Raw genomic sequence first — 18,114 nt, forward strand, 5'->3', positions numbered from 1 at the left:
ATGAGGGCGGAGGGGTGTTGGGGGGGAGTGGGTGTTAAGGACCACTCGCACACATTTTCGGGTTTGAGCTAGGGTGCTGCGCCCCGGAGTCGCCGGGTGCCGCAGGCCAACAAGGGCAATATGTCGAAGAAGCGCGTCCACGAAATCGCCAAGGAGCTCAAGGGCCACGGCATTGAGCTCGACAACAAGGAGGTCGTAACCGAGCTGTCCGCTCTCGGTTATGACGTCAAGAGCCATTCGTCCTCCCTCGATGACGACCAGGCGACCGCCGCCGTCCAGAAGATCCTGGACAAGCGCAAGCCGAAGCAGGCAGCGCCTCCCGTGACGGCGAAGGGGTTCGTGGTGCGCCGCAAGGTGGGCCCGCCCGCGGGCTCCGCCGAAGCGGGCATGGAGTCGCAGTCCGCGGACTCCAATGACCACTACGATTCCGGACCCGTCGAGTCCGCTCATCACCCCCACGTCGAGGCCTACCAGCCTCCCGAGGAGGCGCCCCGCGCCGTGGAGCCCCCGCCCGTCTCTGTCGAGACGGCTCCGGCCCCCAGCGTGGTGGAGTCTCCCGCCGTCACCGCCGCGCCCGCGGCTCCGACGGCTCCCCCGGTGACCGAGCAGCAGCCCGCTCAAGTCGCCACGTCTCCGGTTGCCACGGAGGCTCCCAAGGCCCCGGTCGAGGCGCCTCGCGCCCCCGCCGTTCCCCCTGCTGCCGTCGCGCAGCCACGTTCCCCTTCTCAGGAGAGTACCCACTTGCCCCAACCCCCTCCTCGCTCGCCGGTTCCGCCGACTGTCCGGACGTCCTCTCCCCCGTCTTCGTCCGCGACCGTCGTGTCTCGGGGCCCCGCGCCGGGCTACGGGCAGCGGAGCGGTCCCTCGGGCGGTGGTCGTCCGGGTGGCCCGGGTGGTCCGGGCGGACGTCCCGGTGGTCCGGGCGGTCCGGGTGGGCGTCCTGGTGGTCCGGGTGGTCCTGGCGGACGTCCCGGTGGTCCGGGCGGTCCGGGTGGGCGTCCTGGTGGTCCGGGCGGTCGTCCGAGCTACCCGTCGTACCAGAGCCAGAGCGCGCGTCCCGGCCAGGGGCCGGTGCGTCCCAGCTCGGCTCCCGGAGCACCGGGCGCGGCTGGCGGCACCGCCGCGCCGCAGGGTCCCACCATCATGGTGGGCGGTGTTCCTCACGCCCAGGTGTCTCCGACGGGTGGTCAGGCGCGTCCCACGGCCACGCAGGCCGTCGTCATCTCGCGCCCGCTCATCCAGGTGCGTCGCGTCACCCCCACGGCCGGCCAGGCGAAGCAGTACCCCATGGCGCCGGGCCGCTTGGGCATCCCCGAGCGCCGTGAATACAAGGTGGTTCCGGACCACCTGGGCCGGGGCCGCGAGCTGGTGGACGTCTCCAAGAACAAGGAGCGTGGCCAGCGCAAGCGCACCAGTGGCGATACGACCAGCGTGTCCAAGCAGGAACTGACGGACATGGTCTGGGGCCGCGTCACCATCCCCATCCGTGGCAAGAAGAAGAAGCCCACGAAGAAGGGCGCCAAGACGCAGATCACCCAGATGGCCGAGGAGAAGAAGGTCATCAAGCTGCAGGAGGCCATCTCGGTGTCCGACCTGGGCCAGCGCATGGGTGTGCGCAGCGCGGAGCTCATCAAGAAGCTGATGGCGCAGGGGAAGATGGCCACGGCCAACCAGATGGTGGACGCCGACACGGCGGAGGCCATCGCCACGGACTACGGTTGGAAGATCGACCGCGTGGGCTTCGAGGTGGAGGACTACCTGCCCGAGGTGGAGGCCCGTCCCGAGGACGAGCGTCCGCGTCCGCCGGTCGTCACCATCATGGGTCACGTCGACCACGGCAAGACGAGCTTGCTGGACGCCATCCGCAGCGCCAACGTGGCGTCGGGCGAGGCGGGCGGCATCACCCAGCACATCGGCGCGTACAGCATCACCACCGCGCGGGGTGACGTCACCTTCCTGGATACCCCGGGTCACGAGGCCTTCACGTCCATGCGCGCCCGCGGCGCCAACGTGACGGACATCGTGGTGCTGGTGGTGGCCGCCGACGACGGCGTGATGCCGCAGACGGTGGAGGCCATCAAGCACGCGAAGGCGGCCGAGGTCCCCATCGTCGTCGCCATCAACAAGATGGACGTGCCCGGCGCCAACCCGGACCGCGTGAAGAAGGACCTGGCAGCCCACGAGCTCGTCCCGGAAGAGTGGGGCGGCGACACCATCATGGTTCCCGTCTCGGCCAAGACGAAGCAGAACCTGGACCTGCTGCTGGAGAACCTGGCGCTGCAGGCCGAGGTCCTCGAGCTCACGTCCAACCCGAACCGCCCGTCGGTCGGCGCCATCATCGAGGCCAAGCTGGACCGCGGCCGTGGCCCGGTCGCCACGGTGCTGGTGCAGGAAGGCACGCTCAAGCTGGGCGACGCCGTCGTCACCGGCTCGCACTACGGCCGTGTCCGCGCGATGAACAACAGCCGCGGGGAGATGGTGAAGGAAATCAAGCCGGGCTACTGCGCGGAGGTCATCGGCCTGTCCGGTGTTCCCAGCGCGGGCGACGCCATCAACGTGGTGGCGGACGAGAAGGCGGCCAAGCAGATCGCCGAGCACCGCAACATGAAGGAGCGGCAGACCGAGCTCGGCAAGGTCAGCCGCGAGTCCCTGGAGCAGCTGTTCGCCAAGACGAAGGCGGGCGGCGGTCCCAAGGAGCTGCGCGTCGTCATCAAGGCGGACGTGCAGGGCTCGGCCGAGGCCGTCAAGCAGGCCGTCCAGAAGCTCTCCACCCACAAGGTCAAGGTGGAGGTCGTCCACTCCGGCGTGGGTGCCATCACCGAGGGCGACGTGATGCGGGCGGCCGCCTCCAAGGGCGTGGTGCTCGGCTTCAACGTGCACCCGGAGTCCGGCGCGGAGGCCGCGGCCAAGGCACAGGAAGTCAACCTGCAGAGCTACACCATCATCTACGAGCTCATCGACGGGGTGCGCTTGGAGATGGAGGGCCTGCTGGAGCCCATCCGCACGGAGAAGAAGCTGGGCCGCGCGGAGGTCCGCAGCACCTTCAACGTTCCTCGCCTGGGCACCATCGCCGGCGCGGCGGTGCTGGATGGTGTGATGAAGCGAGGCGCCATCGTTCGCCTCATCCGCGAGAACAAGCAGCTGTTCGCCGGGAAGATGGCGTCGCTGCGGCGCTTCAAGGACGACGTCAAGGAGGTCGCTCAGGGCTTCGAGTGCGGTATCGGCATCGAGAACTTCAACGACCTCAAGGCCGGCGACATCATCGAGGCCTACGAGATCGAAGAGACCCGGCAGAGCCTCACCTAGTCTCGCGCCGCGTGTCCTCTCGCCCCCGGGAAGGCCCCACCTTCCCGGGGAGGTTTCGCCCTGGGGGCCTCGCGCAGTCGCCAGGTCCCCAGGGGTCGGGGGATTGGCATGTTCGTAGGTGTCGCACGTCTTACCCTCCAGATTCCGGACAGCGGCTCGCTGAAGTCCAAGCGACAGGTGTTGCGCCGGGTGACGGACCGGGTGAAGGCTCGCTTCAACGTGGCCGTGGCTGAGGTGGAGGACCAGGACCTCTGGCAGAAGGCCTCGCTCGCCCTCTCGGTGGTGGGCAATGACCGCCGCCACGTGGACGAGCAACTGGAGAAGGTCATCCACTTCATCGAGGAGATGTATGTCGCCCCGCTGATGGCTCGGGAGACGGAGATCTTCGCCTTTGGAGATCAGCTCTTCGCCGCCGGCGGTACGGCGGGTGCCGGGGCCCAGCAGTCCGCCCTGGACGACGAAGACGAAGCACCGCTGTCACCGGAAGCGACGGCGGCCTCGTCGGAGGCGGCCATTGCTCGCTTCCTGCGGGGCGAGCGGGCCTCCCTGGCGGAGGCGGAGGGGTTGGGCGAGTGGGAGCGCCGTCATGACGGCGACAACGACGGCGACCCCGGTACGGGCCGCCCGTCACCGTCGGGCGGTGGACGGATGACGCTGGACGAGGCGCGGGTTCGAGCCCGCTCCCTGCGCAACCCGCGAGACTGGGAGAAGAAATGACGACGCATTCCCGACCCGAGCGAGTGGGGCAGGAAATCCAGGTGGCCATCGGCGACTTGCTGACCCGGGGCGAGCTGAGAGACCCACGCATCGGCTACATCACGATTACCGGGGTGAAGGTCTCCCCGGACCTGCGCGTGGCCCGTGTCTTCTATTCGATGATCGGCACCGCCGAGGAGCGCTCGGACACGCAGAAGGGGCTGGAGGCGGCCAAGGGCTTCGTGCGCCGCCACGTCACGTCGGCCGTCAACCTGCGCGTGTCGCCGGAGATCTTCTTCTCGTTCGACGAATCGGTGGGCGAGGGGGACAAGATTGACCGTCTGCTTCGCGAGGTCCGGAGCAAGGAAGGCTGGTAGTTCCAGCCCCGGGCCCACAAGATTGGCGTGACATGGACGGCGTCCTCGTCATCGATAAGCCCTCTGGCCCCACGTCCTTCGACGTGGTGCGACAGGTGCGTTCGCTGCTGAAAATCAAGAAGGTGGGTCATACGGGGACGTTGGACCCCATGGCCACCGGCGTGCTGCCCCTATGTCTGGGAGAGGCCACCAAGGTGGCCGGCTTCATCACCGAGGGCGACAAGGCCTACGACGCCACGGTGCGCCTGGGCGCGGAGACCGACACGCAGGATGCTCAGGGGAAGGTGACGGCACAGGCGCCGGTGCCCGCGCTGACGCCCGCACTCCTGGAGGCCGCGCTGGCGCGCTTCCGAGGAAGCTTCGACCAGGTACCGCCCATGTACTCGGCGGTGAAGGTGGCCGGAAAGCGACTGTACGAGCTGGCTCGCGCCGGCGAGGAAGTCGAGCGCGCCGCCCGGCACGTGACGGTGTACGAGCTGGTGCTGCGGGACTTCTCCGCGGACCGCCTCCACCTGTCCGTGCGCTGCTCCAAGGGCTTCTTCGTGCGCACCCTGGCCTTCGACCTGGGACGGGTGCTGGGCTGCGGGGCTCACCTGGAGGCCCTGCGTCGCACGGCCAGTGGTCCCTTCACCCTGGCCCGAGCACTGCCGCTGGCGGACGTGCCGGCTTTGTTGAAGGACGGAACACTGGGCTCGCGGCTGGTGCCCATCGCGGAGGCCCTGGTCGACCTTCCTGAGGTGCGGGTGGGGGCCGACGATGCCAAGCGCGTGTCCCACGGCGTGCCGGTGGAGGTCGCCTCCTCGCTGCGTCCAGGGCGGCTGCGCGTGACAGGGCCTGACGGCGCGCTGCTGGCGGTGGCGGAGAGCGTGAGCGGACGGCTGCGCTACCTGCGAGTGCTCGTCTAGGCCTGGCTGCTCCCTGGCTGTGCGTCTTCGCACGCTCCACACCCCGTGGGGCGTACGGGCAGGCGTCCAAGGTTGACCCTGGGTAGGGTGAAGCTTATAAGCCCCCCGCTCGTTAGAAGTGGAGCATGAGACCCGGTCTGTACCCCTCCGCGGACCTGGGCGACTCAAGTGGTATTCACGCCGGAGCGGGGCACGAAGGACAGAATCACATGTCGCTGCATCAGGAGCGCAAGTCGGAGTTGGTGACGAAGTTCAGGACCCACGAGACGGACACCGGGTCCCCTGAAGTGCAGGTCGCGCTGCTGTCCGAGCGCATCAACCAGCTCACCGAGCACTTCAAGACGCACAAGAAGGACCACCACTCCCGCCGCGGTCTGCTGAAGCTGGTCGGTCAGCGTCGCCGGCTTCTGGACTACCTGAAGTCGAAGGACGTCACCCGCTACAAGAAGCTCATCGAGAGCCTCGGCATCCGCAAGTAGGCATCTCGGCAGGACCCGGGGCGCTGGTTCAACCAGCGCCCCGCGCGTTTCAGACGCAGGGAAGTGGCAGGACAGAGAAGCAGTTGAGAAGCGGTGGGTGGAGGCGGGCGAGGGAGTGGTGCCGACGGAGGTTTTGGTTTCCGTTCGGACCGGCTGACACGGTTGTCGGCCGGTGCGATCAGGGATCAAAAGTTCCGAGACATCCCTCCGGCGCTCCGCAAGCGCCCTTCCGCAGTACAGGCTGGCGGTTGCCTGTCATGTGCCTGTTTCGGGCCTTGGCGACCGCTCATACACCCCGAGGGCCCTCCCGGGGTGCCAGGTCCCTTGCGGGCCAGGTGCGTGCGGTGGGGTCCTCGCCCGAAGAATACCGAGGCAAGGACATGCTGAAGAAGAGCGTCAAGATTGGCGAGAGCGAGCTGAGCATTGAAGTGGGTCGTCTGGCCAAGCAGGCGGATGGCTCCGTGGTGGTGCGCTACGGCGACACCATGCTGCTCGTGACGGCGGTGAGCGCGCGGGAGAAGAAGGACATCGACTTCCTGCCGCTGACGGTGGAGTACCAGGAGAAGCTGTACTCGGCGGGCCGCATCCCCGGCAGCTACTTCAAGCGCGAGGGCCGGCTGACGGAGAAGGAGACGCTGGCCTCCCGCGTGGTGGACCGCTCCCTGCGTCCGCTGTTCCCGGAAGGCTACGCGTACGAGACGCAGGTCATCGCCAGCGTCATCTCCGCGGACCCGGAGAACGAGGGCGACGTGCACGGCATCACCGGTGCCTCCGCGGCGCTGTGGGTGTCGGACATCCCGTTCGACGGCCCCCTCGCCGGCATCCGCGTGGGCCGCGTGGGCGGTCAGCTGGTGGCCAACCCCACCGCGAAGCAGCGTGAGCAGAGTGATTTGGACCTGGTCATGGCGGTCAGCCGCAAGGCCATCGTCATGGTGGAAGGTGGCGCGGAAGAGGTGTCCGAGGCGGACATGGTCGCCGCGCTGGACTTCGGCTTCCAGGCCGCCCAGCCCGCGCTGGACATGCAGGACGAGCTGCGCCGCGAGCTGAACAAGCAGGTGCGCTCGTTCGACAAGCCGGCCTCCGTGGACGAGGGCCTGCGCTCCAAGGTGCGCGAGCTGGCGATGAACGGCATCAAGGCCGGCTACGCCATCAAGGAGAAGGGCGCCCGGTACGAGTCGCTCTCCAAGACGAAGAAGGAGACCATCGCGAAGCTCAAGGAGCAGCTCGCGGAGGCCTACTCCCCGCTGGTGGAGAAGCACGCCAAGCAGGTGGTGGAAGACCTCAAGTACGAGCACATGCGCGAGATGACGGTCAACGGTGGCCGCATCGGCGACCGCGGTCACGACGTGGTCCGCACGATTACGAACGAAGTGGGCGTGCTGCCGCGCACCCACGGCAGCGCGGTCTTCACCCGTGGCGAGACGCAGGCGCTCGTGGTGGCCACGCTGGGCACCAGCGACGACGAGCAGCGCCTGGAGATGCTGGGAGGCATGTCCTTCAAGCGCTTCATGCTGCACTACAACTTCCCTCCGTTCAGCGTGAACGAGACGAAGCCGCTGCGCGGTCCGGGCCGTCGTGAAATCGGCCACGGTGCGCTGGCGGAGCGCGCGCTGCGCAACATGGTGCCCAAGAGCGAGTCCTTCCCGTACACGGTTCGCCTCGTGTCGGACATCCTCGAGTCCAACGGCTCCTCGTCCATGGCCTCCGTGTGCGGTGGCACGCTGGCGCTGATGGACGCGGGTGTCCCCATCAAGGCGCCGGTGGCCGGCATCGCCATGGGCCTCGTGAAGGAGGGCGACAAGCTCGCCATCCTGTCGGACATCCTCGGTGACGAGGACCACCTGGGCGACATGGACTTCAAGGTGTGCGGCACCACCAAGGGCATCACCTCCATCCAGATGGACATCAAGATCACCGGCCTCACCACGGAGATCATGAGCCGCGCGCTGGAGCAGGCGCGTCAGGGCCGCATCCACATCCTGGGCGAGATGCTCAAGACGCTGGCGCAGCCCCGCAAGGAAATCAGCCAGTACGCGCCCCGCATCACCACCATCCAGATTCGTCCCGAGTTCATCAAGAACGTCATCGGGCCGGGCGGCAAGGTCATCAAGGACATCATCGCTCGCACGGGCGCGGCGATTAACATCGAGGACTCCGGCCGGGTGGACATCGCCAGCGCGAACGGCGACGCCGTGAAGGCCGCCATCGCGATGATTCAGGCGCTGACCCGCGAGGCGGAAATCGGGAAGATCTACACGGGCACCGTGCGGAAGATCGCCGAGTTCGGCGCCTTCGTGGAGCTGTTCCCGGGCACCGACGGCCTCATCCACATCTCCGAGCTGTCCGACAAGCGCGTCAAGAGCGTCTCCGACGTGCTGAGGGAGGGCGACGAGGTGCTGGTGAAGGTGGTCAGCATCGACAAGACGGGCAAGATTCGCCTGTCGCGCAAGGAGGCGATGGCGGAGCGCGCGGCGACCCAGCAGGGCGCCGCTGACGCTGTCGCCGCGCAGCCGGCCCCCGAGGCCACCCAGCCCGACGCGAAGGCCTGATTGACGCCTCGCATCCGAGCCTCCTCGTGAGGCTCGGAGTCGTGCCAACGCCCCCTTCCGCCACTGTGCGGCAGGGGGCGTTTTCGTTTGGGCCGGCGCTGGTTTAGACCTGGGGACGGGGGCCGTGCGTTGGACGTGCGAGCCCCGCCTTCCCAGAGGCCCCGTTGCCGCCCCGCTCGCCGTCCGCCACGCCACCGACTTCCACCTGCTTCGTCACCGACGTCTCGCGCCTGCTCGGCTCCTTCCGGTGGGCCTTCATGCCCTTGGGGCTCCTGGCCCTGGTGGCGGTGGGGGTGCACGCGGCGGCGGACACGCTGGATGACAGGCTGGTGTCCCTGGTCGACCGCGCGGACGCGGCCTTCGATGGGCTGGTGGGCCGCTACGACGTGACGGCGCCCATGGTGGAGTGGGTGTCGCTGGAGCTGCGCACGCGCATCGCCCGCATCCTCGCCCTGGTGTGGGAGCTGGCCGCGGACCTGGTGCTGGCGCTGCCGGCCCTGGGCTACCGCGAGTCCACGACGGCGGCCGTGAAGCCCGCGGAGGCGTGGCGCGTGGCGCTGGAGGGGCGGGAGGAGAAGCCCTCGTGGCGTGCGCTGTGGCGACGCTGCCTGCGCCAGCCCACGCCCATGCGCTGGCTGCGGCCCCTGGCCACCGCGGCCGTCGTGGTGGCCGGCGCGTGCACGGTGGCGAAGCTGATGCAGGGCACGGTGTACCTGTCGTGGCGTGAGCTGATGGGGGACCAGGTCTCGGACTGGGTCGCGAGGGGCCTGGCGCTGGGGGCGCTGGGGGGCGTGCTGGCCACGCTGGGTTGGCGCGCGGTGCTGCGCAACCTCCAGCACGCGGACGCGGCCTGTACACAAGCGCGCGGCAGACGGGCCTTCACCCGGGGCCTCTTGGGATGCGCGGTGGTGGTGCCCCTGGCACTGGCCGCCGTGCTGGACGCCACTCCACTCCTTTCCTTCCTGCGCTGAGGACCGCCATGTTCGCGAGCCGCGCCAGGGGGCTGCTGGACTTCTGCATGGCGGTGCTGTGCGTGTGGACGGCGTACCACCACACGCCCGCGGGCGCGCTGGTGCGCAAGGCCTCCGCCTGGGCCTTCTCCACGAAGAGCACCGCCCGCCCGTTGCTGGCGTACTACGACGGCATGACGGGCACCTCGCTCGCCGCGCCCATGCTGGCTCCCGAGGTGTCCCTGGTGCGTCCGCTGACGGATGCGGAGTCGCTGGCCTGGGGCACGCACCTCGCATTGAAGGGCCTGGATGCGCGCGCACGGGAGCCCTCCGCGGCGCTGGCCCAGGAGCTGGGGATTCCCATGGACCGGCTGTTGGACCCGGTGGAGGGGCCCGTCGCCGCGCGCAGGCTTCACGCGGCGCTGGAGGCTGACTTCCCTCGGGAGGAGGCGCGACTCACGGCCCTCTTCGTCGGCCGCGTCCCCGCGCGCTACGCCCAGGAGCGCGTGGTGGCCGAAGGCGGCGCGCCGACGCTGGAGTCGCTGAACCGGCAGCTTCCTCCTGGCTTCGAGACGGCCTCGGTGGGCGCGGCGCAGGCGCTGGCGCTGTCCACCGCCTTCGGGCTCGCGTGGCCCGTGTCGGAGAGCGCTCGCGTGTCGAGCCCGTTCGGAGAGCGGCACCACCCGGTGCTGGGAACGCGGCGGATGCACACGGGCGTGGACCTGAGCGTGCCCACGGGGACGGCGGTGTCGTCCGTGGCGGAGGGCGTGGTGCGGCGCGCGAGCGAGGACGCGGTGAATGGCCGTGTCCTGGTGCTGGACCATGGCCGGGGCGTGACGACGGCGTACTGCCACAACTCGGAGCTGCTGGTGCGGGTGGGGGAGCGGGTGACGCGCGGGCAGCTCATCGCCCGCTCCGGCAACACCGGGCGCTCCACGGGGCCTCATCTCCACTATCAGCTGGAGCTGGCCTCCCGGCCCATGGACCCGCTCAAGTTCCGCGCCTCGGTTCGCGCCGTGTCCCACGACAGCGCACCCTGAGCAGCGGCGCTCTCCGCCGAGTCACGAGGATGGGGCGCGTTCCGGTGCCTCTCGGCTTCCCGGGCCTGTCGTCGCTTTCGCGGACAACCCGTGACGTTGGCGCGGGAACTGGAGACGGGACAGGGGTGTGGTACATCCGCGCCATGGCCTCGTCCCTCACCGTGCAGGTGCGCCGCGTGCGTGCCCATCCGGAGCCCTTGCCGCTTCCCCGCTACGAGACGGAGCTCGCCGCCGGGCTGGATTTGAGAGCGGACATCGAGGGGGAGCAGGTGCTCGCGCCCCTGGGGCGGATGGTGGTGCCCACGGGCCTCTCGCTGGGGCTGCCCCCGGGCTACGAGGGGCAGGTGCGGCCTCGCTCGGGGCTGGCGCTGCGCCACGGAATCACCCTGCTCAACTCCCCTGGGACGGTGGATGCGGACTACCGGGGGGAGGTGCAGGTCATCCTCGTCAACCTCTCCAGCGAGCCCTTCACGCTGCGTCGGGGCGACCGGGTGGCCCAGCTGGTGGTGGCGCCGGTGACGTCCGCCAGGCTGGAAGAGGTGGAGGTCCTCGATGTGACGTCACGGGGGGGGAACGGCTTCGGGTCCACCGGCCGTTAGCGAGCGAAGCCGACGGCATCGTTCCTTGATGACAGGGGAGCGTGCAGAATATGAGGCCGGACCGCGCACCCCGCTCGTGGTCTCCTCCTTCGACCGGCCCCTGGAGTCCGACTGCTTTGCTCTGCTACCGCTGCGGCAGCCACGTCCCCGAGACGACCGACACCTGTCCCACCTGCGGGATGAAGTACGACGCTGCCGCGCGACAAGCGGCGGGTGTCGTCCGCAAGCGCGGCCTCGATGGCGCCCCCTACAAGCCAGGGGACGTCGTCGCCGGCCGCTATGCCATCCAAGAGGTGGTGGGCTCCGGCCCCATGGGCTTCGTCTTCCGCGCCCAGGACCAGGAGATCGACGTCGAGGTCGCCCTCAAGACGGTGCACCCGCGCCTCGTCCAGCAGCCCGAGGAGCGCACCCAGTTCTCGTTCTCCATGCGGGTGGGCAAGAAGCTCAACCACCCCAACCTGCTGCGCGTCTACGAGGAGGGGCTCGACGGTGAGCGGCCCTTCTTCACCATGCAGTTGCTGGAGGGCATGACGCTCCGGCGGATGATGGAGCAGCGCGCCACGCGGGGGCAGCTCTTCTCGCTCAAGGACGTGGAGCCGCTCTTGGCGCAGATGGCGGCGGCGCTGGACGCGGCCCATCGCTTCGGTCCGCACTCCGACCTCAAGCCGGAGAACGTCATCGTCCTGCCGGACCTGCTGAAGGTGACGGACTACGGGCTCGGGCTCGCGGTGCCGCAGCTCCCCTTCGTCCAGGCTCAGAAGAGCCACCGCGCGGATATCTACGTCGCTCCCGAGTATGTCGCGGGCGGTGAGCTGGACACGCGCATGGACGTGTACTCGCTGGGCGTGGTGATGGGGGAGATGCTCACGGGCCTGGTGCCGACCGACGGCGTGGTGCCCGGCCTCACGTCGCTGCACCCGGACCTGCCCACGTCCTTCGAGGCGCTCTACCGGCGCGCGCTCAACATCAACCCGCTGGCCCGGCCGAAGACGGCGGGCGAGCTGCACGCGGAGTTCGCCAGCATCCTCTCTCGGGCTCCCGCTGCCGTTGCCACGCACGTGCGCGGCGTGCCGCCTCCCGTGGGCTCGGCGCAGGCCGCCGCGGTGAGGATGTCCGCGCGTCCACCGCCGCCGGTGCCCACGGACATGATGCCCGTGCCCACCGGCATCGTGACGTCGCCGAAGCCGTCCGTGCCCGTCGAGGAGGAGCCACCTCCACCCGACGCGACGCAGCCGCTCGACGCGGCGACGCTGGCCGCCATCATCGGCGCGAACCCCGGCGCGTCCCAGCACCTCACGGAGCAGGCGCTGCCGTTCATCACCGCGTCCGCCGCGCGGGCCGCCATGGATTCCCCGCAGGGCGGGCGCTCCGCTTCGGAGGCGTCCGCGGGGGGGAAAGCCGCCTCGGAGTCTTCACAGGGTGGACGCTCCGCCAGGGGCTCCGCCGAGCCCGCTCACGGAGGGCGCTTGCCCCCCGAGCCCGCCGCTGCCCGGGGTGGTGCGCCCGCGCCGCGTGCCTCAGGACCCGTGCCCGCCGCGCAGCCGCGCTCGGCACCTCGGGCCAAGGAGCCGGACGCGGCGGGGCAAGAGCCCGCTCCCTCCGTTTCCGGTGCGCGGTCGGCGCGCACGCTGGAGTCCTCGCCCGCGGTCTCCGGGGCTCGCCCCCTGGGACGCACGCTGGATGCGGCGCCCGCGGTGCCGGTGCCGGCCATCCGCACGGCTCGTACGCTGGAGTCCTCTCCGGCGCTGTCGGGCGCTCGGACGGTGGACTCACCCATCACCTCGGCGGCGCGCTCGGCGCCGCGCATCGCTCCCACTCACCGGGCCACGCGTCCGTCGAAGTCCTCGTCCGCGCGCCGCCGCTCGGCGTTCATCTGGATGGTGGTGCTGACGGTGGGCGGGCTCACGCTGGGGGCCGGTGGCGGTTACCTGTTGCTGCGCCACCTGCGGTCGATCCAGCGGACCTCACCGGTGGTGCCTATGGGAGGTTCGTCCGTCCGCCAGGCGGCCCCGGAAGCCAATGCTCCTCCCCTCGTCGTGATGGCGGAGAAGTGCCCGGAGGGAATGCAGCTGGTGAGCGGTGGGTCCTTCCAACAGGGAAGGCCCGACGACAGCGAGGGGGAAGTAGGCGAACTCTATTACAGGTACACCGAGGTGGACTCCTTCTGCGTGGACGAGTTCGAATACTCGGACTCGAGGAAGCAGGGAGGAATGCCTCGGGTGGAAGTGACCTGGGAGCAGGCGCGCGGGCTGTGTGAGGCCGCGGAGAAGCGGCTCTGCACGGAAGAGGAGTGGGAGAAGGCATGCAAGGGACCGGGCAGCGCGCGCTACGCCTCCATCGAGGACGACGTTCAAGGCTCGTGCAACACGAAGGTCTCTCTTCCAGAAACGCCTCCAGCGGCCGCGCCCTCCGGGACGTTCCCGCGATGTCGGTCGGGCTATCACGTGGCGGACCTCTCCGGGAACGTGGCGGAGTGGACGAGCCCCGTGCACCCCAAGCGTGGGGCCGTGCAGAAGGGTGGCTCGTTCGACGAGCCATACGGCAAGTCGAGGTGCAGTGCGCGGACCTACAGCGCCCCGGAGAAGACCTCGCTCTCCGTGGGCTTCCGTTGCTGCGCGAGCGTGAAGCCATGAGCTGGCGGGCCCTCGCGCTCCTGCTCTTGCTGGTGCCAGCAGTAGCAGGGGCTCAAGGGGCTGCCCGTCCGCGCGTGGTGGCGGTGAAGTCCGCCAACCTGGCGCCCTATGCCTCCGTCATCGCCGGCTTCGCCGCGGAGGCGAAAGCCGAGGTGCAGGAGATGACGCTGGACGAGAGTCCCGGCACCGCCGCGCGCATCTTCAAGAAGCTCGCGGCCCAGAAGCCCGCGCTGGTGCTGGCGCTCGGGCCACTGGCCGCCAACGCCGCTCGCCGCTCGCTGGGTGAGGACGTGCCCGTCCTCTTCGCCATGGTGCCGTACTTCGAGAAGTACGGCCTGGAGGGCCCCAACGTCACCGGCATCTCCCTCACCAGTGATTTGGGCCCGGAGCTGGAGGCGCTGCTCGCGGTGGCACCCAAGGCCCGACGCGTGGGCATGGTGCATGACCCTCGCTTCTCCGGCGGCACCTTGACGCAGGCACAGACGTCCGCGGCGTCCCGGAGCCTGTCCATCCTCCCGCTGGAGGTGGACTCTCCCGGGAAGGTGGGCAAGGTGCTGGAGGGCGCCGCCGGCCGCGTCGACGCGCTGCTGATGGTGGCGGACAAGACGGTGGGCAACGCCGCTGTCGTGCAGGAACTCATCGCCTTCGCGCAGTCGAAGCGGCTGCCGCTCGTGGCGCTCACGCCCAGTCAGGTGAAGGAGGGCGCGTCGTTGGCGCTGTCCCCCAGCCCCATGGCCATTGGCCTCCAAGCGGGCCGGCTGGCCAACCGCATCATCCACGAGAAGATCGACCCGGGAGCGCTGGCGGTGGCGCAGCCGGAGGGGTTGGACCTGTCCATCAATCTCACCACCGCCCGGAAGTTGGGCCCGTCCTCCGAGTCCGTGCTGGAGCTGCTCCGGTTCGCGGCACGGAAGGACTTTGCCGTGAAGGTCTACGAGTGATTCCGCGATACAGCCGACAGGAGATGTCCAACCTCTGGAACGACGTGGCTCGCTTGCGCCGATGGCGCGACGTGGAGCTCGCCGCGCTGGAGGGCATGGTGGAGGCGGGACTGGCCCCGCGCGAGGCGCTGGCGGACTGCCTCCAGAAGGCCGGAGACTTCACGCCCGAGGACGCCGCGCGCATCGACGAAATCGAGCGCACCACCAAGCACGACGTCATCGCCTTCCTCACCTTCATGGAGGAGCGGGTGGGCCCCAGCGCGCGCTGGCTGCACCTGGGCATGACGTCCTCGGACGTGCTGGACACGTCCCTGGCGATGACGCTGCGCGACGCCGTGGACCTCATCCTCCAGGACCTGGAGCGGGTGATGGCGGCGGTGGAGAAGCGCGCCTTCGAGCACAAGCACACGCTCCAGATGGGCCGCAGCCACGGCATCCACGCGGAGCCGGTGACGTTCGGCCACAAGCTGGCCATCTGGTTCGACGAGCTTCGCCGCGCTCGCACCCGGCTGCTGCACGCGCGGGAGACCATCGCCACGGGCAAGATTTCCGGCGCGGTGGGCACCTTCGCGCACCTGCCCCCGGCAGTGGAGGAGCACGTCTGCAAGAAGCTGGGCCTCAAGGCCGCGCCTGCCTCCAGCCAGGTGGTGCAGCGTGACAGGCACGCGGAGTACTTCACCGCGCTGGCGCTGTTGGGCTCCAGCATCGAGAAGTTCGCGGTGGAGATTCGCCACCTGCAGCGCACCGAGGTGCGCGAGGTGGAGGAGCCCTTCACCGCCGGGCAGAAGGGCTCCAGCGCGATGCCGCACAAGCGCAACCCCATCCTCTCGGAGAACCTCACGGGTCTGGCGCGCCTGCTGCGCGGCTACGCGGTGAGCGCCATGGAGGACGTGGCGCTGTGGCACGAGCGGGACATCTCCCACTCCTCCGTGGAGCGCGTCATCGGCCCGGACGCCACCATCCTCGCGGACTTCATGCTGGTGCGCTTCGCCCGGCTGATGGAGGACCTGCGCGTCTACCCGGAGCAGATGAAGAAGAACCTGGACCTGCTCGGGGGCGTGGTGAACTCGCAGCGGCTCCTGCTGGAGCTGGCGCGCAAGGGCATGGACCGACAGGCCGCCTACGTCATCGTCCAGCGCAACGCGATGAAGCTCTACGAAGAGGGCGTGGACTTCCGGCAGGCGCTGCTCGCGGACGAGGACCTGCGCAAGATGATGACGCCCGAGGAGATCAACGACTGCTTCTCCCCGGGCTACCACACGCGGCACATGGATGACGTCTTCCGCCGCGTCTTCGGCCGGAGCGAGTAGCGCCCCGCCGTCCCGCTGGGAGGGCTACTTCAGGTAGCCCTTCTGGCGCAGGTTCCGTTCGATTCGCGCGTGCACGTCTCCCGGCTCGAGCGCGAGCGTCGTTCCCGTAATCTGCTCGAAGGCCGCCACGTACTTGGTGGCCAGCTCCACGCGGACGTCATCGGGGATGGGCGGGGGCGTGCCCTGGCCGGAGAAGTTCCGCTCGCGGATGAGCCACTGGCGGATGTTCTCCTTGTCCAACATGCGCTGGTCCTCGCCCTTGGCGAAGCGCGCCTCGTACTCGTCCGCCACCCAGTAGCGGCTGGAGTCCGGGGTGTGCATCTCGTCGATGACGTAGAGGTCATCGCCCACCTTGCCGAACTCGTACTTGGTATCGACGAGGATGAGGCCACGGGTGCTCGCCCACTTCTGGCCCTCCGCGAACAGGCCGCGCGCCGCCTCGGTGATGCGCGCCCAGTCGCGCGCGCTGGCCAGGCCCCGCGCGAGGATTTCCTTCTCCGAGATGGGCTCGTCGTGCAGTCCGTACTCCGCCTTGGTGGACGGGGTGATGATGGGCTCGGGGAAGGCCTCGTCCTTGCGCAGGCCCGCGGGGAAGGGCAGGCCGTAGGCGGTGTGCGTGCCCTTCTCGTAGTCGCGCCACAGGCTCCCGGTGAGATAGCCGCGAATGACCACCTCCACCGTGAAGGGCTGGCAGGCGCGCGCCACGGTGACGTTGGCGTCCGGCACGTCCAGCACGTGGTTGGGGCAGATGTGCTTCGTGCGCTCGAACCAGAAGGCCGCGAGCCGGTTGAGCACCTCGCCCTTGAAGGGGATGGTGGTGAGCACGTGGTCGAACGCGGAGAGCCGGTCCGTCGTCACCAGGACGAGCGTGTCGCCGCTCCGGTACGTGTCACGGACCTTGCCGCGATAGTGCTGACCGAGCCCCGGCAGGTTCGTCTGCTGGAGCGTATGGGGAAGCTGAGCGTGAAGAGCGGAGGTATTCACTGGCGCCTCGCGGCCCGCCCCTCTGGAAAGTGGGGCACGGCGAGAGATGGGTGGGCCTGTTGCTGAGGCGCGGGACTCTACTGGAGCGTGGCCGGCATGGAAGCAGGACCGTAGGCCGCCGCCAGGTAGAGGAACGCCGGGTTGACGCGCAGCACGCCGTCCACGTAGGCGACCGCGTAAGGAGCCCCGGACGCCCGGTCCACCTGGACCGCGCTCTCCGGCTGGATGCCCCAGTGCGCGAGCAGCGTGCGAGCCACCAGCTCCGCCGCCTCACGCTCGGACAGTCCCTGCAGGCTCTCACGCCGATCTTCCGGCCAGCGCTCCGCGGCGCGAGCCTCCAGCACCAACTCGATGCCCTTGCCCGCGTCAGGCGCCTGGAACAGGTCCATGCGTGAGTCGAAGCCGGGCGCGGCGAGCAGCTCACCGTGCTGGCTGATGGGGAAGAGCACCAGCGCCTGCGCCGCCTGCCCGGCCTCCAGGTCCGACTGACGGGCCACCTCGCGGAACATCTCGAGGCGCGTCGCGGGGGACTCGAACTCCAGGAACTCTGGCGGATGCGACAGCGCCTGACGGGCACTCATGGTCGCGCGCACGGGCGTGCCCGCACCGCCACAAGCGGTGAGCACGGAGACGAGCGAGAGGAGCAACCCAGGGAGCCAGCGACGCATACCGGCGGGAATATACCGATCCGCACCAGGATCAACCAGCTAAACTCGGAGGCATGCGTCCTGGGGTGCAACTCCCCGTTGTTCCGCACCCGACGCACTCGAGGTCCCAGGAGTGTGCGTGGTTGGCACCACGACTCGCACCTGAGTCGACGAGCTGGAGCGGATGTGGAGGCGGGTGAAGCTGACCCGGTGCGAGGCGGAGCGGTGGCTCACGGCCTTCAAGCAATCAGGTCGCGCGGTGGCGCGGGGCACTTCTCCCTGGGGATTCAGTCAGGGAGGAGAAGACCCCGGCGCCGCTGCGAGCACGACGGCGCGGGACTTACGCCGCGTCCTTCTTGTACGTCTCGCCGTAGTGCTTCTCGCACAGGCCGGCCTTGAGCGTCTTGACGCGGCATCCGTCCTTGGAGCAGGTGCGGTAGCGCGAGTGGGGCAGGTCGCCCTGGCGCCACTGCTTGAAGTGGAAGAAGCAGTAGCTCTTGGCGCGGTAGGGGCGCTTGCAGCCCTCCACGGAGCACGCCTTCTTGCCACTGCCCTTGGCGGTGCGGGGCCAGTGGGTGAGCTTCTTCTGGGTCGTCGGGGTGGCCTCGGCCATTGTGGAACCTCTCCTGCGAAACGATGCGGGTACCTCGGCGCCACGAACACGTGGACCATCCGCCGGGTACGAAAAAGGCGCACTG

Annotated in this window: 16 protein-coding genes; 12 read left to right on the forward strand and 4 right to left on the reverse strand. The window is 69.3% G+C overall.

The window, feature by feature from the left end; translation table 11 throughout:
* The first annotated feature begins 120 nt into the window (after window positions 1-120).
* From infB to pnp, 6 genes are all read left to right on the forward strand, one after another.
* Entirely contained in the window at window positions 121-3,306 is a 3,186-nt protein-coding gene (gene infB, locus ACN469_RS11525; RefSeq protein WP_498767295.1) for a translation initiation factor IF-2, read from the forward strand.
* 108 nt (window positions 3,307-3,414) lie between these two features.
* On the forward strand, window positions 3,415-4,023 hold the full coding sequence (locus tag ACN469_RS11530) for a DUF503 domain-containing protein (protein ID WP_498767107.1): 609 nt from the start codon (window positions 3,415-3,417) through the stop codon (window positions 4,021-4,023).
* Window positions 4,020-4,379, forward strand: a complete 360-nt coding sequence (gene rbfA / locus ACN469_RS11535; RefSeq protein ID WP_141644243.1) for a 30S ribosome-binding factor RbfA — start codon at window positions 4,020-4,022, stop codon at window positions 4,377-4,379. The genes ACN469_RS11530 and rbfA overlap by 4 nt, the downstream gene beginning before the upstream one ends.
* A 32-nt stretch (window positions 4,380-4,411) precedes the next feature.
* Complete coding sequence (truB, locus tag ACN469_RS11540) at window positions 4,412-5,284, forward strand: tRNA pseudouridine(55) synthase TruB (protein WP_498767109.1); 873 nt, start codon at window positions 4,412-4,414, stop codon at window positions 5,282-5,284.
* 209 nt (window positions 5,285-5,493) lie between these two features.
* On the forward strand, window positions 5,494-5,763 hold the full coding sequence (gene rpsO, locus ACN469_RS11545) for a 30S ribosomal protein S15 (protein ID WP_141644273.1): 270 nt from the start codon (window positions 5,494-5,496) through the stop codon (window positions 5,761-5,763).
* 380 nt (window positions 5,764-6,143) lie between these two features.
* Window positions 6,144-8,312, forward strand: coding sequence for a polyribonucleotide nucleotidyltransferase (pnp, locus tag ACN469_RS11550; RefSeq protein WP_498767112.1), 2,169 nt, complete (start codon window positions 6,144-6,146; stop codon window positions 8,310-8,312).
* 103 nt (window positions 8,313-8,415) lie between these two features.
* On the opposite strand, the gene ACN469_RS11555 is transcribed toward pnp, so the two are convergent.
* The gene (locus tag ACN469_RS11555; RefSeq protein WP_498767114.1) at window positions 8,416-8,571 is read right to left on the reverse strand and encodes a hypothetical protein; all 156 of its coding nucleotides are present in this window, start codon (window positions 8,569-8,571) and stop codon (window positions 8,416-8,418) included.
* Here ACN469_RS11555 and ACN469_RS11560 point away from each other — a divergent pair.
* The 6 genes from ACN469_RS11560 (at window position 8,570) to purB (ending at window position 15,785) form a co-directional block, all read left to right on the forward strand.
* A complete protein-coding gene (locus ACN469_RS11560; RefSeq protein WP_498767115.1) occupies window positions 8,570-9,283 on the forward strand; it encodes a hypothetical protein in 714 nt (237 codons plus the stop codon). The genes ACN469_RS11555 and ACN469_RS11560 overlap by 2 nt on opposite strands.
* Before the next feature lie 8 nt (window positions 9,284-9,291).
* A complete protein-coding gene (locus tag ACN469_RS11565) occupies window positions 9,292-10,302 on the forward strand; it encodes a M23 family metallopeptidase (RefSeq protein WP_498767117.1) in 1,011 nt (336 codons plus the stop codon).
* A gap of 143 nt (window positions 10,303-10,445) precedes the next feature.
* Window positions 10,446-10,901 (forward strand): dUTP diphosphatase, encoded by a 456-nt coding sequence (dut, locus tag ACN469_RS11570; protein ID WP_498767297.1) that lies wholly within the window; start codon window positions 10,446-10,448, stop codon window positions 10,899-10,901.
* Between the two features lie 116 nt (window positions 10,902-11,017).
* Window positions 11,018-13,534: a protein kinase domain-containing protein gene (locus tag ACN469_RS11575; protein ID WP_498767119.1), complete on the forward strand. Its 2,517-nt coding sequence runs from the start codon at window positions 11,018-11,020 to the stop codon at window positions 13,532-13,534.
* The gene (locus tag ACN469_RS11580) at window positions 13,531-14,475 is read left to right on the forward strand and encodes an ABC transporter substrate-binding protein (protein WP_498767121.1); all 945 of its coding nucleotides are present in this window, start codon (window positions 13,531-13,533) and stop codon (window positions 14,473-14,475) included. The genes ACN469_RS11575 and ACN469_RS11580 overlap by 4 nt, the downstream gene beginning before the upstream one ends.
* On the forward strand, window positions 14,472-15,785 hold the full coding sequence (gene purB / locus ACN469_RS11585; protein WP_498767123.1) for an adenylosuccinate lyase: 1,314 nt from the start codon (window positions 14,472-14,474) through the stop codon (window positions 15,783-15,785). The genes ACN469_RS11580 and purB overlap by 4 nt, the downstream gene beginning before the upstream one ends.
* 24 nt (window positions 15,786-15,809) lie before the next feature.
* Here purB and ACN469_RS11590 read toward each other — a convergent pair whose 3' ends face one another.
* From ACN469_RS11590 to ACN469_RS11600, 3 genes are all read right to left on the reverse strand, one after another.
* The gene (locus ACN469_RS11590; protein WP_498767125.1) at window positions 15,810-16,769 is read right to left on the reverse strand and encodes a phosphoribosylaminoimidazolesuccinocarboxamide synthase; all 960 of its coding nucleotides are present in this window, start codon (window positions 16,767-16,769) and stop codon (window positions 15,810-15,812) included.
* Between the two features lie 77 nt (window positions 16,770-16,846).
* Window positions 16,847-17,437: a hypothetical protein gene (locus tag ACN469_RS11595; RefSeq protein ID WP_498767127.1), complete on the reverse strand. Its 591-nt coding sequence runs from the start codon at window positions 17,435-17,437 to the stop codon at window positions 16,847-16,849.
* Between the two features lie 319 nt (window positions 17,438-17,756).
* A complete protein-coding gene (locus tag ACN469_RS11600; protein WP_498767129.1) occupies window positions 17,757-18,029 on the reverse strand; it encodes a vegetative protein in 273 nt (90 codons plus the stop codon).
* Window positions 18,030-18,114 lie beyond the last annotated feature (85 nt).

The sequence above is a fragment of the Corallococcus terminator genome (assembly GCF_049194865.1).
In the GTDB taxonomy this organism is placed as follows: Bacteria; Myxococcota; Myxococcia; order Myxococcales; family Myxococcaceae; genus Myxococcus; species Myxococcus terminator_A.

Coding starts and splice junctions, on each gene's coding strand:
- infB (WP_498767295.1), top strand. CDS start 121: ATGTCGAAGAAGCGCGTCCACGAAATCGCCAAGGAGCTCAAGGGCCAC.
- ACN469_RS11530 (WP_498767107.1), top strand. CDS start 3,415: ATGTTCGTAGGTGTCGCACGTCTTACCCTCCAGATTCCGGACAGCGGC.
- rbfA (WP_141644243.1), top strand. CDS start 4,020: ATGACGACGCATTCCCGACCCGAGCGAGTGGGGCAGGAAATCCAGGTG.
- truB (WP_498767109.1), top strand. CDS start 4,412: ATGGACGGCGTCCTCGTCATCGATAAGCCCTCTGGCCCCACGTCCTTC.
- rpsO (WP_141644273.1), top strand. CDS start 5,494: ATGTCGCTGCATCAGGAGCGCAAGTCGGAGTTGGTGACGAAGTTCAGG.
- pnp (WP_498767112.1), top strand. CDS start 6,144: ATGCTGAAGAAGAGCGTCAAGATTGGCGAGAGCGAGCTGAGCATTGAA.
- ACN469_RS11560 (WP_498767115.1), top strand. CDS start 8,570: ATGCCCTTGGGGCTCCTGGCCCTGGTGGCGGTGGGGGTGCACGCGGCG.
- ACN469_RS11555 (WP_498767114.1), bottom strand. CDS start 8,571: ATGAAGGCCCACCGGAAGGAGCCGAGCAGGCGCGAGACGTCGGTGACG.
- ACN469_RS11565 (WP_498767117.1), top strand. CDS start 9,292: ATGTTCGCGAGCCGCGCCAGGGGGCTGCTGGACTTCTGCATGGCGGTG.
- dut (WP_498767297.1), top strand. CDS start 10,446: ATGGCCTCGTCCCTCACCGTGCAGGTGCGCCGCGTGCGTGCCCATCCG.
- ACN469_RS11580 (WP_498767121.1), top strand. CDS start 13,531: ATGAGCTGGCGGGCCCTCGCGCTCCTGCTCTTGCTGGTGCCAGCAGTA.
- ACN469_RS11595 (WP_498767127.1), bottom strand. CDS start 17,437: ATGCGTCGCTGGCTCCCTGGGTTGCTCCTCTCGCTCGTCTCCGTGCTC.
- ACN469_RS11600 (WP_498767129.1), bottom strand. CDS start 18,029: ATGGCCGAGGCCACCCCGACGACCCAGAAGAAGCTCACCCACTGGCCC.